At 70.8% G+C, this 14,000-nt stretch carries 9 protein-coding genes; 3 read left to right on the top strand and 6 right to left on the bottom strand.

Annotated features, from left to right (window positions below; all coding sequences use genetic code 11):
- The first annotated feature begins 134 nt into the window (after positions 1-134).
- Entirely contained in the window at positions 135-1,553 is a 1,419-nt protein-coding gene (locus ABTY62_RS31620) for an MFS transporter (protein ID WP_502997552.1), read from the top strand.
- Between the two features lie 100 nt (positions 1,554-1,653).
- Here ABTY62_RS31620 and ABTY62_RS31615 read toward each other — a convergent pair whose 3' ends face one another.
- The 5 genes from ABTY62_RS31615 to ABTY62_RS31595 form a co-directional block, all read right to left on the bottom strand.
- Complete coding sequence (locus ABTY62_RS31615) at positions 1,654-3,009, bottom strand: cytochrome P450 (RefSeq protein ID WP_352132840.1); 1,356 nt, start codon at positions 3,007-3,009, stop codon at positions 1,654-1,656.
- A gap of 424 nt (positions 3,010-3,433) precedes the next feature.
- Positions 3,434-4,051, bottom strand: coding sequence for an ALF repeat-containing protein (locus tag ABTY62_RS31610; protein ID WP_352132839.1), 618 nt, complete (start codon positions 4,049-4,051; stop codon positions 3,434-3,436).
- Between the two features lie 482 nt (positions 4,052-4,533).
- Positions 4,534-5,988, bottom strand: a complete 1,455-nt coding sequence (locus ABTY62_RS31605) for a ThuA domain-containing protein (RefSeq protein WP_352132838.1) — start codon at positions 5,986-5,988, stop codon at positions 4,534-4,536.
- A gap of 62 nt (positions 5,989-6,050) precedes the next feature.
- A complete protein-coding gene (locus ABTY62_RS31600; protein WP_352132837.1) occupies positions 6,051-8,495 on the bottom strand; it encodes a PQQ-dependent sugar dehydrogenase in 2,445 nt (814 codons plus the stop codon).
- A gap of 262 nt (positions 8,496-8,757) precedes the next feature.
- Positions 8,758-9,696, bottom strand: a complete 939-nt coding sequence (locus tag ABTY62_RS31595) for a DMT family transporter (protein WP_352132923.1) — start codon at positions 9,694-9,696, stop codon at positions 8,758-8,760.
- Between the two features lie 157 nt (positions 9,697-9,853).
- On the opposite strand from ABTY62_RS31595, the gene ABTY62_RS31590 reads away from it, so the two are divergent.
- Together ABTY62_RS31590 and ABTY62_RS31585 are read left to right on the top strand one after the other, a co-directional pair.
- Positions 9,854-10,306: an Lrp/AsnC family transcriptional regulator gene (locus tag ABTY62_RS31590; protein ID WP_352132836.1), complete on the top strand. Its 453-nt coding sequence runs from the start codon at positions 9,854-9,856 to the stop codon at positions 10,304-10,306.
- 305 nt (positions 10,307-10,611) lie between these two features.
- Positions 10,612-11,886, top strand: coding sequence for an APC family permease (locus tag ABTY62_RS31585; RefSeq protein WP_352132835.1), 1,275 nt, complete (start codon positions 10,612-10,614; stop codon positions 11,884-11,886).
- Positions 11,887-12,064: 178 nt separating this feature from the next.
- Here ABTY62_RS31585 and ABTY62_RS31580 read toward each other — a convergent pair whose 3' ends face one another.
- Positions 12,065-13,606 carry an MFS transporter gene (locus ABTY62_RS31580; protein ID WP_352132834.1) on the bottom strand — a complete coding sequence of 514 codons (1,542 nt, stop codon included), beginning with the start codon at positions 13,604-13,606 and terminating at the stop codon, positions 12,065-12,067.
- Between the last annotated feature and the right edge of the window lie 394 nt (positions 13,607-14,000).

Below are 14,000 nucleotides of genomic sequence, written 5' to 3'. Positions count from 1 at the left end.
TCTCTCTTCCGGCCGTATCTCGGCTGACCCTCGGCGTGCTTCACGAGTCGCCACTTGATCCGTCAATGTCGGGCATATGTGCCTTACTGTGGCTTTTGGTGTAGGGCCTCCGTGGACGGGATGGAGTTGGGGCCGTGGCGTTCGCGGAATCGGCCGGTGGCGGCGAGCCCATGCCCTCTCCCGAGGCGGCACCGGAGCCCGAGCGACGGTCCTGGGCACCGCTGCTGGCGGTGTGCGCCGGCTACTTCATGGTGATCCTGGATGTGACGATCATCAATGTCGCCGTGCCGGTGATCGGCCGGGAACTGTCGGCCTCGCTGACCGGTATCCAGTGGATCACCGATGGGTACACCCTGGTCTTCGCCGGGTTTCTGCTGACCGGTGGCGCGCTGGGCGACCGGCTGGGCAACCGCCGGGTCTTCTGCTCGGGCGTGGCGGTGTTCACCGTGTCCTCAGCCGCGTGCGCGCTGGCGCCCAGCGCCCCCTTCCTGGTCGCGGCCCGGCTGGTGGAGGGGCTCGGCGCGGCGCTGATCGTGCCCGGTTCCCTCGCCCTGCTCCAGCAGGCCTACCCGGCACCGACCGCACGCTCGCGGGCCTTCGGGCTGTGGGGTTCGATGGCGGGCATCGCAGCCTCCGCCGGGCCGCTGCTGGGCGGGTTGCTCGTCACCGTGGTGGGCTGGCGCTGGGTGTTCCTCATCAACCTGCCCGTCGGTGCGGCCTGTCTGGTGCTGACGCTGCGGCATGTGGCACGCTCGCCCCGGCGCCCTGCCCGGGCCCTGGACTGGCCGGCGCAGTGCGCGGTTGTGGCGGCGGTGGCGCTGCTCACCGCGGCGCTCAACGAGGCCGGACGGCGGGGCTGGTCCGATCCGGCTGTACTCGCCGGGGTGGGCCTGGCCGTGCTGGCCGGCGCGGCGTTCGCGGTGCGCGAGCGGCTGGCCCGCTCTCCTGCCCTGCCGCTGAACCTGCTGCGCTCTCGTGCGATGAGCGGCGGAGCCGTCATCGGGCTGCTGTTCAACTTCGGCTTCTACGGCATGGTGTTCACCGCCAGCCTCGAATTCCAGCATCAGCGCGGCTTCAGCGCCCTCGGCACCGGGCTGGCGCTGTTCCCGGCCGTGGCGATGACCATGTTCGCCTCCGCCCTGTCCGGGAGGCTGACCCGTCGCACCGGCGACCGTCCGCTGGTCATCTCCGGCATGCTCCTGGCTGCCCTGGGGCTCGCCGGCTGGGCCGCGGCGGGGGCCGACCCCGACTACCCGCTGCTGGTGGCCCCGATGATGGCCGCGGGGTTCGGTACCTCCTTCGCCCTCACCGGCTCGACCGCCACCGTGATGGGCGCCGCACCCCAGGCGTACTCAGGGGCCGCCTCCGCCCTGTTCAACACCACCCGCCAGATCGGCAGCGCCACCGGCGTAGCACTCGGCGGTAGCCTGCTCGCCACGGCCACCGACTACTCCACCGGGCTGCGCACCAGCATGGTCATCGGCGCGTTCGCCTACCTGGCCGCCGCCGCCATCGCGTGGTCGTGCGTTCCGACGCAGTCCCAGAGGACGTAGGGAGCCTCGAGGCAGTCGGGCAGGCCGCGACGGTCTTCGCCCCGCCATCAGCGCCCGCGGCTCCGGCGCACCCTTGAGAGCCCGCAGGTGACCTGGCGTCCTATGAGCCGTCCGGAGTGGGTGTGATGGTGGCGGGCGCCGGGCCGTCGGGGCGGACGGTGAGCCCGAAGACGGCCGAGGTCGGGGTGGTGTGGAAGGACGGGGTGAAGGCGGGCAGCAGGTGTTCCAGGAGCACGGTCATCTCGCGCATCGCGAACTGCGCACCCAGACAGGCTCGTGCGCCGATGCCGAAGGGGTAGTACGCGCCGTGCCGGGAGGAGGGCCGGCTCTCGTCCGCGGCGGTGAACCGCTCGGGGTCGAATCGCTCGGGCTCGGGCCACAGCGCCGGGTCGCGGTGGGTGAGGTACGGGCACACGAAGATGTCGGTGCCGGCCGCGACGCGGTAGCCGGCGAGGGTGTCGTCCTCGGTGGCGTGGCGGGGCATCAGCCATACCGCCGGATAGAGCCGCAGGGTCTCCGAGGCGAGCGCCCGGATGGCCCTTTCGCGTTCGGGCGAGCCCGCGGGTCCCGTGCTCAGCGCCCAGGGGCGGGCCTCGGGGTGGCGGTCGAGCAGCAGATACAGCCACGACAGGGTCTTGGCAGTGGTCTCGTAACCGGCGGCGAGCAGGGTGACCAGCTCGTCGCGGATCAACTGGTCGGTGTATTCGGGGTGGGTCGCCCCGGCGTCCACCAGGACGCGCAGCAGGCCGGGGCCTTCCGGGCCCGCCTCTCGTCGGCGGGCGGCCGCGATCGCGTGTTCGGCGACGGCGTCGATCCTCGCGAGGTCCGCGGCCACGGCGGCGCGCAACTCGGCCGCGCCGGCCGACCCGGAGGGGGTGGTCGGCAGGGCGGCCCCCACCGCCTCGACCGCGACGAGTTCGCGGTTCGTGGTCTCGTCGAGGGGATGGCCGGTGAGAGAGCGCCAGACCGTGTCCAGAGCGAAGAAGCGCATGTCCTCGCCGACATCGGTCGGCGTGCCGGTACGGGCGCACTGCGCCCAGCGGTCGGCGGCGCGGCGCGCGGCGCCGGCGATCCGCTGCTCGTAGCGGCGGATCCCCGCTCCGGTGAACTGGGCCTGGAGGAGGCGGCGCTGACGCTTCCACGGCTCCCCGACGGCAGAGAGCACCCCGTCCCCAACCAGCACGCGGGCCCGGTGGGAGCGCTTGACGTAGCGGTCGGGATGAAGGGCGAGGACGTGCTGCACCGCCTGCGGATCGGTGACCAGCACCGTGGGGCGCGGGCCGAGGCGCACCGCGCTGACCCCGCCGAGCTCGCGCGCCTGGGCCAGCAAGTCGACCACCGCCCCCGAGGAAGCCCGCCACCGCTCGACGGCCGCCGCGTCGAGTTCCGGAGGCAGGGGAACGGAGCCGGGCCGGGAGGAGGAAGAGGGGACGCCTTGCGGGGCTGCGGTGGCCAATGTGCTCTCCTGCTCGATGACTGCGTACCTGGACGTGGGGGATAACGAGCGGCGGAGCCGGTCGATGACATCTCCCCCGGCTTTCCCGCAAGCTACAGGTCTGCGGGAGAGCGCGACCGTGGCCAGGAACGTACGTCGAAAGGCCCTCCGGCAGGGTCCCACCGCGGTGCACCGTGCCGGCCGGGCTCGGCGGCCGGCCCCGCCGCCGGGTGTGGCCGGCTCAGCGGCTGCCCGGGCGGGCGAGGTCGACTTCGGACGCGAGTCTGAGGACCTGGCCGCCCACCAGCGCCTCCAGCCGGCGGCGGGCGGTGAGGAGGGAAGCGTCGGCGCGGTGGGCGAGGTCGGCGTAGGAGGCCCGTCCGCCCTCGAGCAGCGCGGCGATCAGCTGGTGGGCGACGGGCAGGAGGGCGGAGGTCCAGATCTGCTAGGCATCCACCTCGTACTGACCGTGCTCCAGGAAATACCGCAATGCCTCCGGCGTGCCGATGTCAAGCGCCCGCTCCGCCGCCGCGCGGAGCGCATCACTGGTGGTCGGACTGGCGAGGATGCGGAAGATCGCGACGCGGTCGTCCTCGGCCTGGGCGAGGCGGTAGCCGGTCTCCAGGAAGGCGCGCAGTGCCTCTGGGGTGCCGTCGTCGAGGGCCTTGTTGGCCTCTCTGACAACCGCCTTGTCGTTGTTCTTTTGAGCGACGGCGAGGATGCGGACGACCGCGACGCGGTCGTCCTCGAACTGGGCTGTCCAGCGGCCCGTCTTCAGGAAGTACCGCTGGTCCTCGATGGTGCCGTCCATGGCCGCCTGCGCGGCGGCGAAGACGGCCTTGCCGGTGCTGGGGTCGGCGATGATGCGCATGATCGCGACCCGGACGTCGTCGTCGGACATCTCGTCCACCGGCGTGGTCGAGCCGTCCGTATCCGACGCCGCCGCCACGCTGGTGGTCGAGGCGCCGGTCGCGCCGGTGGCGAAGGCAGGAGTGGCGGCGAGGAGCAGCGCCGGTGTCAGAGCGGTGGCCGCGAGGGTCAGGGCAGCGCGGGTCAGTCTCACGTGTGAACCTTCCTTGCGAACGTCGAGCAGGGGACTTCACGCAGAACCGAGGGATGGCACACGTCGTCAGGAATCGGCGGCATATGGCCCGCCCCGAGCCTTGGTGCCCCATCCACCGGTGCGAGAATGGTCGCTCTGAACGCGCGGGAGATCATTGCCGGAATCAGGCAGTCTTCACGGTTTGTTGTTGCCGTTCAGGCGGGGCACACCCCGACGGCTCCGGGGAACGGACGCCGTCCGCCGCCGCGCTGCTGCCCGCCGGGCCCTTCACGCTGGGCCGGAGGTGCGGAATTCGGCCCAGAGCAAGAGGTCACGCGGATGGGCGCGGTGAGGGGCCGAGCAGCTGCGTCCCGACCTCGGGGGCCAGGGCCCGCTTCCGGACGGGTGGATGAGGTGGCGGCGGGGAGGAGGCGGTGTGCTCCTTCCCGCCGCCGGCCGTCCCTACGGCTCCCCTCGGGCCGTAGGGACAGCGGACCGGGCGGCTAGCGGTGGTGGTGGCCGCCGCTCTTCGCCGGCAGGTCCTTGACGCGGATGTTACGGAAGGAGGCCTCGTCCCCCTCCCCGTGGTTCTGGATGCCGACGTATCCCTGCCGCAGGCTGCGCGCCGGGTCCTGGTTGGTGAAGTCGTTGATCTTCACGCCGTTGAGCCAGATCCGCAGCCGCTCGCCCTGCACCCGGATCTCGTAGGTGTTCCACTCTCCCGGCGGGTTCAGCGCCGCGTCCCGCTTGGCGAGGTCGGCGGACTGGAACCCGTAGACGGACCCGGTGGTGCGATCGGGGGCGTCCGTGGCGTCGATCTGCACCTCGTAGCCGTTGTTGACCGCCGACCAGGGGTCGTCGGAGGCCGGGAAGCCTATGAAGACACCGGAGTTGTCGTCGCCCGACACCTTCCAGTCGAGCTTGAGCGAGTACGAGCGCAGTTCGCGCGCCTGGTACCAGAGCAGGCCCATGCCGCCCGTCGAGGTGAGGGTTCCCGACGCGGTGTCGAGAGTGAAGCTCCCCGGGCCCGCCTGTTTCCAGCCGTCCGTCGAGGTGCCGTCGAAGAGCGGGCGGTAGCCCTGTTCGGGGCGGCAGTCGGCTTGGGCGGCGTCGGTGGCGTAGCGGATGCCGCCGAGCAGGTGCTGCCGGAAGGCGGGGTCGGTGTAGGACTCCTTGGTGTGGCCGAAGCCGGTGTAGAAGGCGCGGCCGCCGCGGTAGTCCTGGCACCAGGAGATGGGGTGGTCCTGCCCCATCGCCCCGCCCTCATAGGAGGATTCGTCGAGCGAGGCGAGGACCTTCACCCGGTCCCGGGGATTGGCGCGATAGTTGTACCACTCGTCCGTCCGCTCCCACTGCGGCCCCAGATGCGCCGTCGCGGGATGGGCCCGATCCTCGACGTCCACCGTGGCCTGCTGGATCGCCGGGTGGGACTGGAAGTACGCCCCGACCAGGCCTTCGTAGAAGGGCCAGTCGTATTCGGTGTCGGCTGCGGCGTGGACGCCGACATAGCCGCCGCCCGCCCGCACATAGCGCTCGAAGGCGGACTGTTGGGCGGGGTCGAGGACGTCGCCGGTCGTGGAGAGGAAGACGACGGCGTCGTAGCGGGCGAGGTTGTCGGGGGTGAAGGCGGCGGCGTCCTCGGTGGCGTCGACGGCGAAACCGCCCTGCGCGCCGAGTTCCTCGATGGCGGCGATGCCGTCGGGGATCGAGTCGTGGCGGAAGCCGGCCGTCTTGGAGAAGACCAGTACGCGGTCCGACGGGTCCGACCGGTCCGAGGAACCCGCCGCGGCCGATGACGCGGCGGCCCTGGACGGGGCGGGCCCGGACGCGGCGGCGGGCAGCGCCGTCAGGGCGAGCAGCAAGGCGGCCGCCCCGACGGCGGCGAGGCGCGCCGAGCGCGGGGATCCGGTGCGGCGTCTGGAACGGGGCCCGGGATGCGGAGAAGAGTGCGGGTGCATGTCCGTTGTGTTCCTTCCTCCGGGCCGGGGGCGGCCGCGCGGACCGCCCCCGGCCCTGTTCGTCAGCCGGTGCCGATCGTGAAGTCGTCCACGTCGAAGAGCGCTCCCTCGCCGCCCTTGAAGACGAGACAGAGAGTGGTGCTACCGGTCGGGGGATTCCGCAGCGTGGTCTTGACGTCCTGGAAGGTCTCCCATCCGCCGGTCACCGGCACGGTGACGCTGCCGAGCAGCGGTCCGGTCGGGGATCCGGTGCGGATCTCCAGCGTGCCGCCGGCGCCCGCCGAGGAGACCCGGGCGGTGAAGTCCTTGGCGTTGCCGAGCACATACGGGGTGAAGGAGATCCAGTCGCCGTTGTGGATGTCGCCGACCGTCTTGCCGCCGTTGGCCGGCGCGTGGGAGATCACCGAGACGCCCTGGCTGTCGCCGTAGTGCTCGGCCTGCCGGTGCTTGGGCTGGACCCTGCTCTGGTCATGGGTGGTCAGCGGCGGCTGGCCGCCCCCGCCCCCGTCGGTGTACTCGGCGTCGAAGACCCCGAAGATGTTGGCGTTGGGGTCGTGCTCCCCGTCGGCGTTGGTCTTGATGGTGCCGGAGCAGCCGTTCGCCGTGGTGACGGGGTGGCCGTGGCTGTCGTGGCCGAGGATGTAGGTGACCTTGACCTTGGCGCAGTCGATGGTCCGGTCCTCGGGGTCGGTCACCTTGACCTCGAACGGGACCTCGTCGCCGAAGGTGAACAGCTGACCGTCGGCCGGCAGCCGCAGCGTCACCTTGGGCGCGGTGTTGCCGACCGTCAGGTGGACGCTGGCGCTGCCGGTGCGCCCGGAGGGGTCCTTGACGGTGACGGTAGCGGTGTAGGTGCCGTTCTTCCGGTAGGTGTGCGTGGGGTTGGCGGCGCTCGATGTGGTCCCGTCGCCGAAGTCCCAGCTGTAGGCGAGGGTGTCGCCGTCGGCGTCGGAGGTGCCCGCCGAGGAGAAGGCGACCTTCATGGGCGCCCTGCCGGAGGTGCGGTCGGCGCTCGCCTCGGCGATCGGTGAGTGGCCGCCCGTGGCGTTCTCGATCCGGTAGAGCGCGGAGTGCTCGTCGCCGTTGAAGTAGCCGAGGCCGTAGTCGAGGACGTACAGCGCGCCGTCCGGGCCGAAGGCCGAGTCCATGACCTGGGTGCCGCGCCACGGGAAGTCGTTGATCTTCTGCACTGTGCCGTCGTCACCCTGCTCGATCCGCTTGATCCACTGGCGGCCGAATTCGCCCGCGAAGAAGTCCCCGTCGTAGGACTCGGGGAACTTGACCGGGGAGTCGAGCGAGGCGTCGTAGCGATAGACCGGCCCGGCCATCGGCGACTCGGAGCCGGAGCCGAACTCGGGCACGGAGTCGTTGTCGTACGGAATCCAGGCGGGCTGGGCGGGAGGCAGGTCGGTGAGCCCGGTGTTGTAGCGCGAGGTGTTCTTGGGCGCGGCGCAGTCGAAGGTCGCACCGGAGGCGCCGGTGGCGAAGTCGTAGTCCAGATACGGCTTGTTGTCGGCGATGCAGTACGGCCAGCCGTAGTTGCCGGGCTTGGTGATCCGGGCGAACTCGACCGCGCCGCCCGGTCCCCGCTTGGGATCGGCGGCGCCCGCGTCCGGGCCGTAGTCGCCGACGTAGACCGTGCCGGTCGGTTTGTCGACGCTCATCCGGAAGGGGTTGCGGAAGCCCATCGCGTAGATCTCGGGCCGGGTCTTCTGCGCGCCGGGCGCGAAGAGGTTGCCGTCCGGGACGGTGTACGTACCGTCGTCGGCCACCTTGATCCGCAGGATCTTGCCGCGCAGGTCGTTGGTGTTGCCCGCGGAGCGCCGGGCGTCATAGGCGGGGTTGCGGCCCTCCCGCTCGTCGATGGGGGTGAAGCCGTCGGAGGCGAACGGATTGGTGTCGTCTCCGGTGGAGAGGTACAGATTGCCGTCGGTGTCGAAGTCGATGTCGCCGCCGACATGGCAGCAGATACCGCGTGAGGCGGGCACGTCGAGGACCTTCTTCTCACTGGTCAGGTCCAGGGTGCCATCGGTCTTCAAGGTGAAGCGGGAGAGCCGGTTGACCCCGTCGAACCTGGCGAAGTCGGCGTCCGTGCCCTCGTTGGGGGCGTCGCCGGAGGGGGTGTCGAGCGGCGGCGCGTAGTAGAGGTAGATGGCGCGGTTCTCGCTGAACTGCGGGTCGATGCCGACGCCCTGGAGCCCCTCCTCGTCATGGGAGTAGACCGGGAGCTTGCCGGACACCTTGGTGTCGCCCGCCGCGTCGGTCAGCCGCAGGGTGCCGTCGCGCGAGGTGTGCAGCACCGAGCGGTCCGGCAGTACGGCGAGCGACATCGGCTCACCGGTCTCCTCGGCCCCCTTGGCGAGGGTGACCTGCTGGAACTCCTCGGCGGCCGGGGCGGGTTGGTCCGCGACCGCCGGCGGAGCGGTGAACGCGAGCCCCGCGCCGACGAGCAGTCCGCTCGTGACGAGCGCGAGGGGCCCGCGCAGTCGAAGCCTTTTCCTGTGCACGCTGATCCTCCGTGGAAAGAGGGGGTGTACGGGCGGGCCGTCAGGCCACTGTGGCTGGCACAGGCGCGCGCCGTCGCGCCGGGGTGACCGGTCCAGGGAGAGGGGACCCCCTATGTGACCGGTACATCTCAAGGACCGTAGCGGTGTTTGTCCGGTTCGGAAACCCCTTTGACACAAGCGGGCCGAGCTTCATCCACAGGCAGGATAAAGCCGGGGGCGCGGTTGTCTTCCCCGAGCGGGGGCGCCCTGCGGAGGGACGCCTTCAGGTGCGCTCGCCGACCAGAGTCGGTTCGGGAGCTTCGGGTTCCTCGATGGCCGTTCGGCGCTCGACCAACCCGAGCGCCACACCGGCAATGATGATCACGCCGCCGAAGACCTGCGCGAGCCGGACCGTCTCTCCGTTGATCACCACGGCACCGAGCACACCGAACACCGGCACCAGGTTGAGGATGTTGACCGCGACGCTCGAGGTCATCCGGTGCAGACCGTAGTTGTAGAGGAGGAAGCCGCCGACGGAACACGCCACGGCCAGATAGGCGAGCAGCGCAGAGGCCGTGGCATCCGGCACCCGCCAGTCCCCGATCTCCAGGAGCGAGGCGAGCAGGAAGCCGGCGGCGCCCGCCACGGTCTGGTAGTAGGTGAGGTTCACCGCGTCCTGCCCGCGACCCGCGTACTTGCCCAGCACGTTGTACCCGGCCCACACCAGCCCGCCGAGCAGCAGCAGGACATCGCCGAACCAGCGTGCTGTGCCTCCGACTTCCGCCCCGTTGCGTACGACCAGGAAGGCTCCCGCCGTGGCGAGCAGCACACCGCTGACCCGGAGCAGCGGCATCCTGGTCCGGAAGACCACGAGTTCCAGGAGCATGGTCATCAGCGGATACGAGGCCACGATCAGGGAGGCGTCGGAGGCGGTCGACAGCTCGACGCCGATGTTCTCGAGCACGAAGTAGACCAGAATGCCGAGCAGGCCGCTCAGGTAGATCAGCCGCCGCTGGCGGGCATCCGGCCGGGCTACCGGGTTGCGGCGCATACGCACCATGATCGCGAGCAGCGCGGCGGCGATCGTGAAGCGGATGGCCCCGATGGTCAGCGGCCCGACGTCCGCCAACACCTCCTTGGTCACCGCGTACGAGCTGCTCCAGAACAGCGCGGCCGCCACGACGGAACCGATCGCCAAGATCCTGGTCTTCCGCTCGTCCACCCCTGATGCCCCTTCCCGTCCGAACTCTCCGATTCCGCCCGACCGCATGGCGTAGATGCGAATCATGGACGGAAACATCGCGGGGATGCTAGCAATCGGTCCGTGTATGTGGCACGCTGGCCGAACATAATTCGGCGTTCTGGGAGCTTGGCGGAATATGGACGAACTAGATTCGGCGCTGCTGCGGCTTCTTCAGCAAGATGGTCGGCGCACCAACCGGGATCTGGCACAGGAGTTGGGAATTGCCCCCTCCACCTGCCTGGAGCGGGTGCGCTCCCTCCGTGAGCGCGGCGTACTGCTCGGGTTCCACGCCGAGGCGGACCTCCCTTCGATCGGCCGGGGGTTGCAGGCGATCATCGCCGTGCGGGTACGGCCGCCGACGCGTGCGGTCATCGAGCAGTTCCAGGCCTTCGTGGCTCGGATGCCCGAGGTGATCGCGGTCTTCGTGCTGACCGGCACCGACGACTTCCTCCTCCATGTGGCGGTTCGCGACGCCGACCATCTGCACTCGGTGGTCCTGGACAAGCTGACCGAGCGAAAGGAGCTCGCGGACGTACGCACCTCGGTGGTCTATGGGCACCTGCGCAAGAACGTCATCGAGCCGATGTGAGGCCCTCCAGGGGCGCGGTCGGCAGATCGTTCGCCTCCGCCTCTCGGGCGTTGAGTACGGCCGGGCCGCCCGGGCCAAGCCGGGCCGCGTGACCTGGATCTCTACCTGTACCCGCGGCGTGTCCGGCCCGGCGCGGCGGCCCCGGCCCGCCCCGCGAGCCAGGGCCCGGGCCAGGTCCGCGCCCGCCGCGAGGGCCGCCGCATGCCTGGATGTGCCTGCCGGGCGTGAGTGCTTGAGGCCGGGCCACCCGGCTCATATATCGTTTTTCGATATCGGGGTCCGTGACACGGGGCGGTGCGTAGGCCATGGGCAGGGCGTCTACTGCGGCGGGGGTGCCGGATGAGCTGGCGCGGCGGCTGGGAGTACCGGACGCGGTGGTGATCGGGCTGGGGTCGATGATCGGCGCCGGGATCTTCGCCGCACTCGCTCCGGCCGCCCGTGCGGCGGGTTCGGGCCTGCTGCTGGGGTTGGCCGTCGCGGCGGTGGTGGCGTACTGCAACGCCACGTCCTCGGCGCGGCTGGCCGCCCGGTATCCGGCCTCGGGCGGCACCTATGTTTACGGGCGGGAGCGGCTGGGCGCGTTCTGGGGGTATCTGGCCGGGTGGGCGTTCGTGGTCGGCAAGACCGCCTCGTGCGCGGCGATGGCGCTCACCGTGGGCGCGTACGTGTGGCCCGGGCGGGAACACGCGGTGGCGGTGGCGGCGGTGGTGTTGCTGACCGCGGTGAACTATGCCGGGGTGCAGAAGTCGGCGTGGCTGACCCGCGTGATCGTCGCGATCGTGCTGGCAGTGCTCGGCGCCGTCGTGGCCGCCTCCCTCACCTCTGACGCCGCGACAGCGTCCCGCCTGAGCGTGGGCGCGGACGCCTCGTTCGGCGGGGTTCTTCAGGCAGGCGGCCTGTTGTTCTTCGCCTTCGCCGGGTACGCGCGGATCGCCACGCTGGGCGAGGAGGTGCGCGATCCGGCACGGACCATCCCCCGCGCCATCCCGCTCGCGCTGGCCATCACCCTCGTCGTCTACGCCCTGGTCGCGGTCTCCGCACTGACGGTGCTCGGCCCGGACCGTCTGGCCCAGGCCGCTGCGCCCTTGTCGGAGGCGGTGCGGGCCGCGGGCGCCGGCTGGCTGGTCCCTGTCGTCCGGGTGGGCGCGGCGGTGGCGGCACTGGGCTCGCTGCTCGCGCTGATCCTCGGCGTCTCGCGCACCACGCTGGCCATGGCCCGCGACCGGCACCTGCCGCACGTCCTGTCCGCCGTGCACCCCCGGTTCAAGGTGCCGCACCGGGCGGAGTTGGTGGTCGGCGCGGTCGTGGCGGCCCTGGCGGCGGTGGCGGACGTGCGCGGGGCGATCGGGTTCTCCTCCTTCGGCGTGCTGGCCTACTACGCCATCGCCAATGCCTCCGCCTGGACCCTCACCCCGGCAGAGGGCCGCCCGGCCCGGATCATCCCCGTCGCCGGCCTGGCCGGATGCCTCGTCCTCGCCTTCGCCCTGCCCGTCACGTCGGTGATCTCCGGAGCCGCGGTGGTGGCCGTCGGCGCCGCCGCCTACGGCGTCCGCCGCGTGCTCGCCGACCGGTCGGCTTGATGGTGACAGGAGTGTGGGGTCAGCCCGCAACACGACGCAACACGGTGTTCGGCGGCCAGTCGGTGCTCTTGGAGGGGCGCGCGGTGCGCGGGCCGGCAGGTCCCGCTGAGGTCCTCGGGGTCTTGCGAGGGGGAGTCGGCGCACCGCGCGCGGTTTCGGGAGTGCTCAGCCCGAGGGGTCAGCCCATGTGAACGGCGGGGGCTCCGTCCTCGGTGTGCTGCCGTTCGGCGTTGATGGCCAGCACGGTGATGGCAAGTCCCGCGAGGAACATGGCGCCCGCGGCGGCGAAGGCCATGGTGTAGCCGTGGGTCAGAGCCTCGCCGGCGCGGCTCGCCAGGCCGACGTCCTTGGTGGCGAGCGCTCGGTAGAGAGTGGTCGCCGCGTCGGGGAGCTTGTCGTTGGCGGCCGAGGTGGCGATCGTCGACAGCACGGCGAGGCCGAGAGCGCCGCCGATCTGCTGGGCGGTGTTCAGCAGCGCCGACGCGATGCCCGTGTCGTGGTGGGCGACGTCGCTGACCGCGCCGAGGGTCATCGGTACGAAGCTCATGCCCAGGCCGAGGGCGGTGACGAACATCGCGGGCATGAGGTGCGCGGCATAGGAGGAGTCGGGCTCCAGAGTGGCGAACCAGAACATGCCGGCGGCCCCGACCAGCAACCCCGGACCGGCGATCAGCCGGGGTGCGAAGTGCGTGACCAGCTTGGAGCTGATGCCGGCTGCTGTGGCCATGCCGAAGCTGAAGGGGAGGTAGGCGAAGCCGGTCCTCACCGGGCTGTAGCCGAGGATCAACTGCATGTACAGCGTCAGGAAGTAGAACGTGGCGAACATGCCCGCGCCGATGAACAGCATCGTGGCGTAGCTGCCGGAGCGGCTGCGGTCCTTGAGCAGGCGCAGCGGCATCATCGGGTCTGCGGTGCGGGCCTGGAGCAGCAGGAAGGCGCTGAGCAGTACGGCCGCCCCGACGAAGGAGGTCAGGGTCAGCGCGTTGGTCCAGCCGTGTTCGCCGCCCCGGGTGATGCCGTAGACCAGGGCGATCAGACCGCCGGTGCCGGTGACGGCGCCGGGTATGTCCAGGCGGCCGGGGTGGCGCTCCGCCTCGACGAGGGTGTTCGTGCCGACGAGCACGGCCAGGCCGATGGGGATGTTGACGAAGAACACCCAGCGCCAGTCCAGGAGATCGGTGAGCGTGCCGCCGAGCAGCAGGCCGACCGTGGCGCCGACGCCGCCCATCGCCGCGTACACGCCCATCGCGGTGTTGCGTGACTTGCCCTGGGGGAACGTGGTGGTGATCAGGGCCAGCGCGCTGGGCGCGGCGAGCGCGGCGCCGACGCCCTGTAGGACGCGGGCGGCGATCAGCAGGCCCTCGCCCGGGGCCAGGCCGCCCAGCAGCGAGGCCAGGGTGAAGACGGCGATGCCGGCCCGGAACATGCGCCGTCGTCCGAAGAGGTCACCGGCCCGTCCACCGAGCAGCAGCAGTCCGCCGAAGGCCAGCGCATAGGAGTTGACGATCCAGGCGAGGTTCGCGTCGGTGACGTTCAGGTCGGTCTGGATGGCGGGCAGCGCGATGTTGGTGATGGTGGCGTCGAGGACCACCATCAGCTGGGCGGCCGCGATGACGATCAGGGCCAGCCCGAGGTGACGGCCCCGCCCCGGCGGCGCGGTGGGCGTATCGGCCGGTGCGACGGCTGCGGCCGCGCGGTCGGTGGACATGCCGGTAGACATGAAAGAGGGCTCCAGAGGAGAGTGAATTGGCACTGCCGCGCCAACGCTTCGTTGTGGAAGTCTGCGGCAGCGGCGGAAAGCGGCATCGCGGATGCGAATGAGAAAGACCCTAGCATCGTCCGCTGCCTGGTTCGGACCGAAACTGATATGACGAAAGTCCGGCTTGACAAGGGGACTTGCTGTGTGGGCACTGAAAATCTACCGGATCGCCGCGGGGTAAAACGCACGCCAAATGGCCACCCGACTCGGATATCGGATGGCCTGCAAATTGACGAGAAATGAAAGTCTTCAGGTGGGGAGTTTTGCCGGGGTGCGGTGCCGTAAGGGGAATTGTTGAACTGCCGCGTTATTCCGGCCGGTGCTTCTCGCCGTGGCATCGCCGTGCCCCGAAGGC

Origin of the sequence: Streptomyces sp. NPDC097640, assembly GCF_040302705.1 — a bacterium.
GTDB lineage: Bacteria > Actinomycetota > Actinomycetes > Streptomycetales > Streptomycetaceae > Streptomyces.
This window is presented reverse-complemented; position numbering and strand designations above follow the sequence as displayed.

What these genes read in the sequence shown, in the direction of transcription:
- ABTY62_RS31605 (WP_352132838.1), bottom strand. Translation starts at nt 5,988, where the DNA reads ATGCACCCGCACTCTTCTCCGCATCCCGGGCCCCGTTCCAGACGCCGC.
- ABTY62_RS31590 (WP_352132836.1), top strand. Translation starts at nt 9,854, where the DNA reads ATGGACGAACTAGATTCGGCGCTGCTGCGGCTTCTTCAGCAAGATGGT.
- ABTY62_RS31585 (WP_352132835.1), top strand. Translation starts at nt 10,612, where the DNA reads ATGGGCAGGGCGTCTACTGCGGCGGGGGTGCCGGATGAGCTGGCGCGG.
- ABTY62_RS31580 (WP_352132834.1), bottom strand. Translation starts at nt 13,606, where the DNA reads ATGTCTACCGGCATGTCCACCGACCGCGCGGCCGCAGCCGTCGCACCG.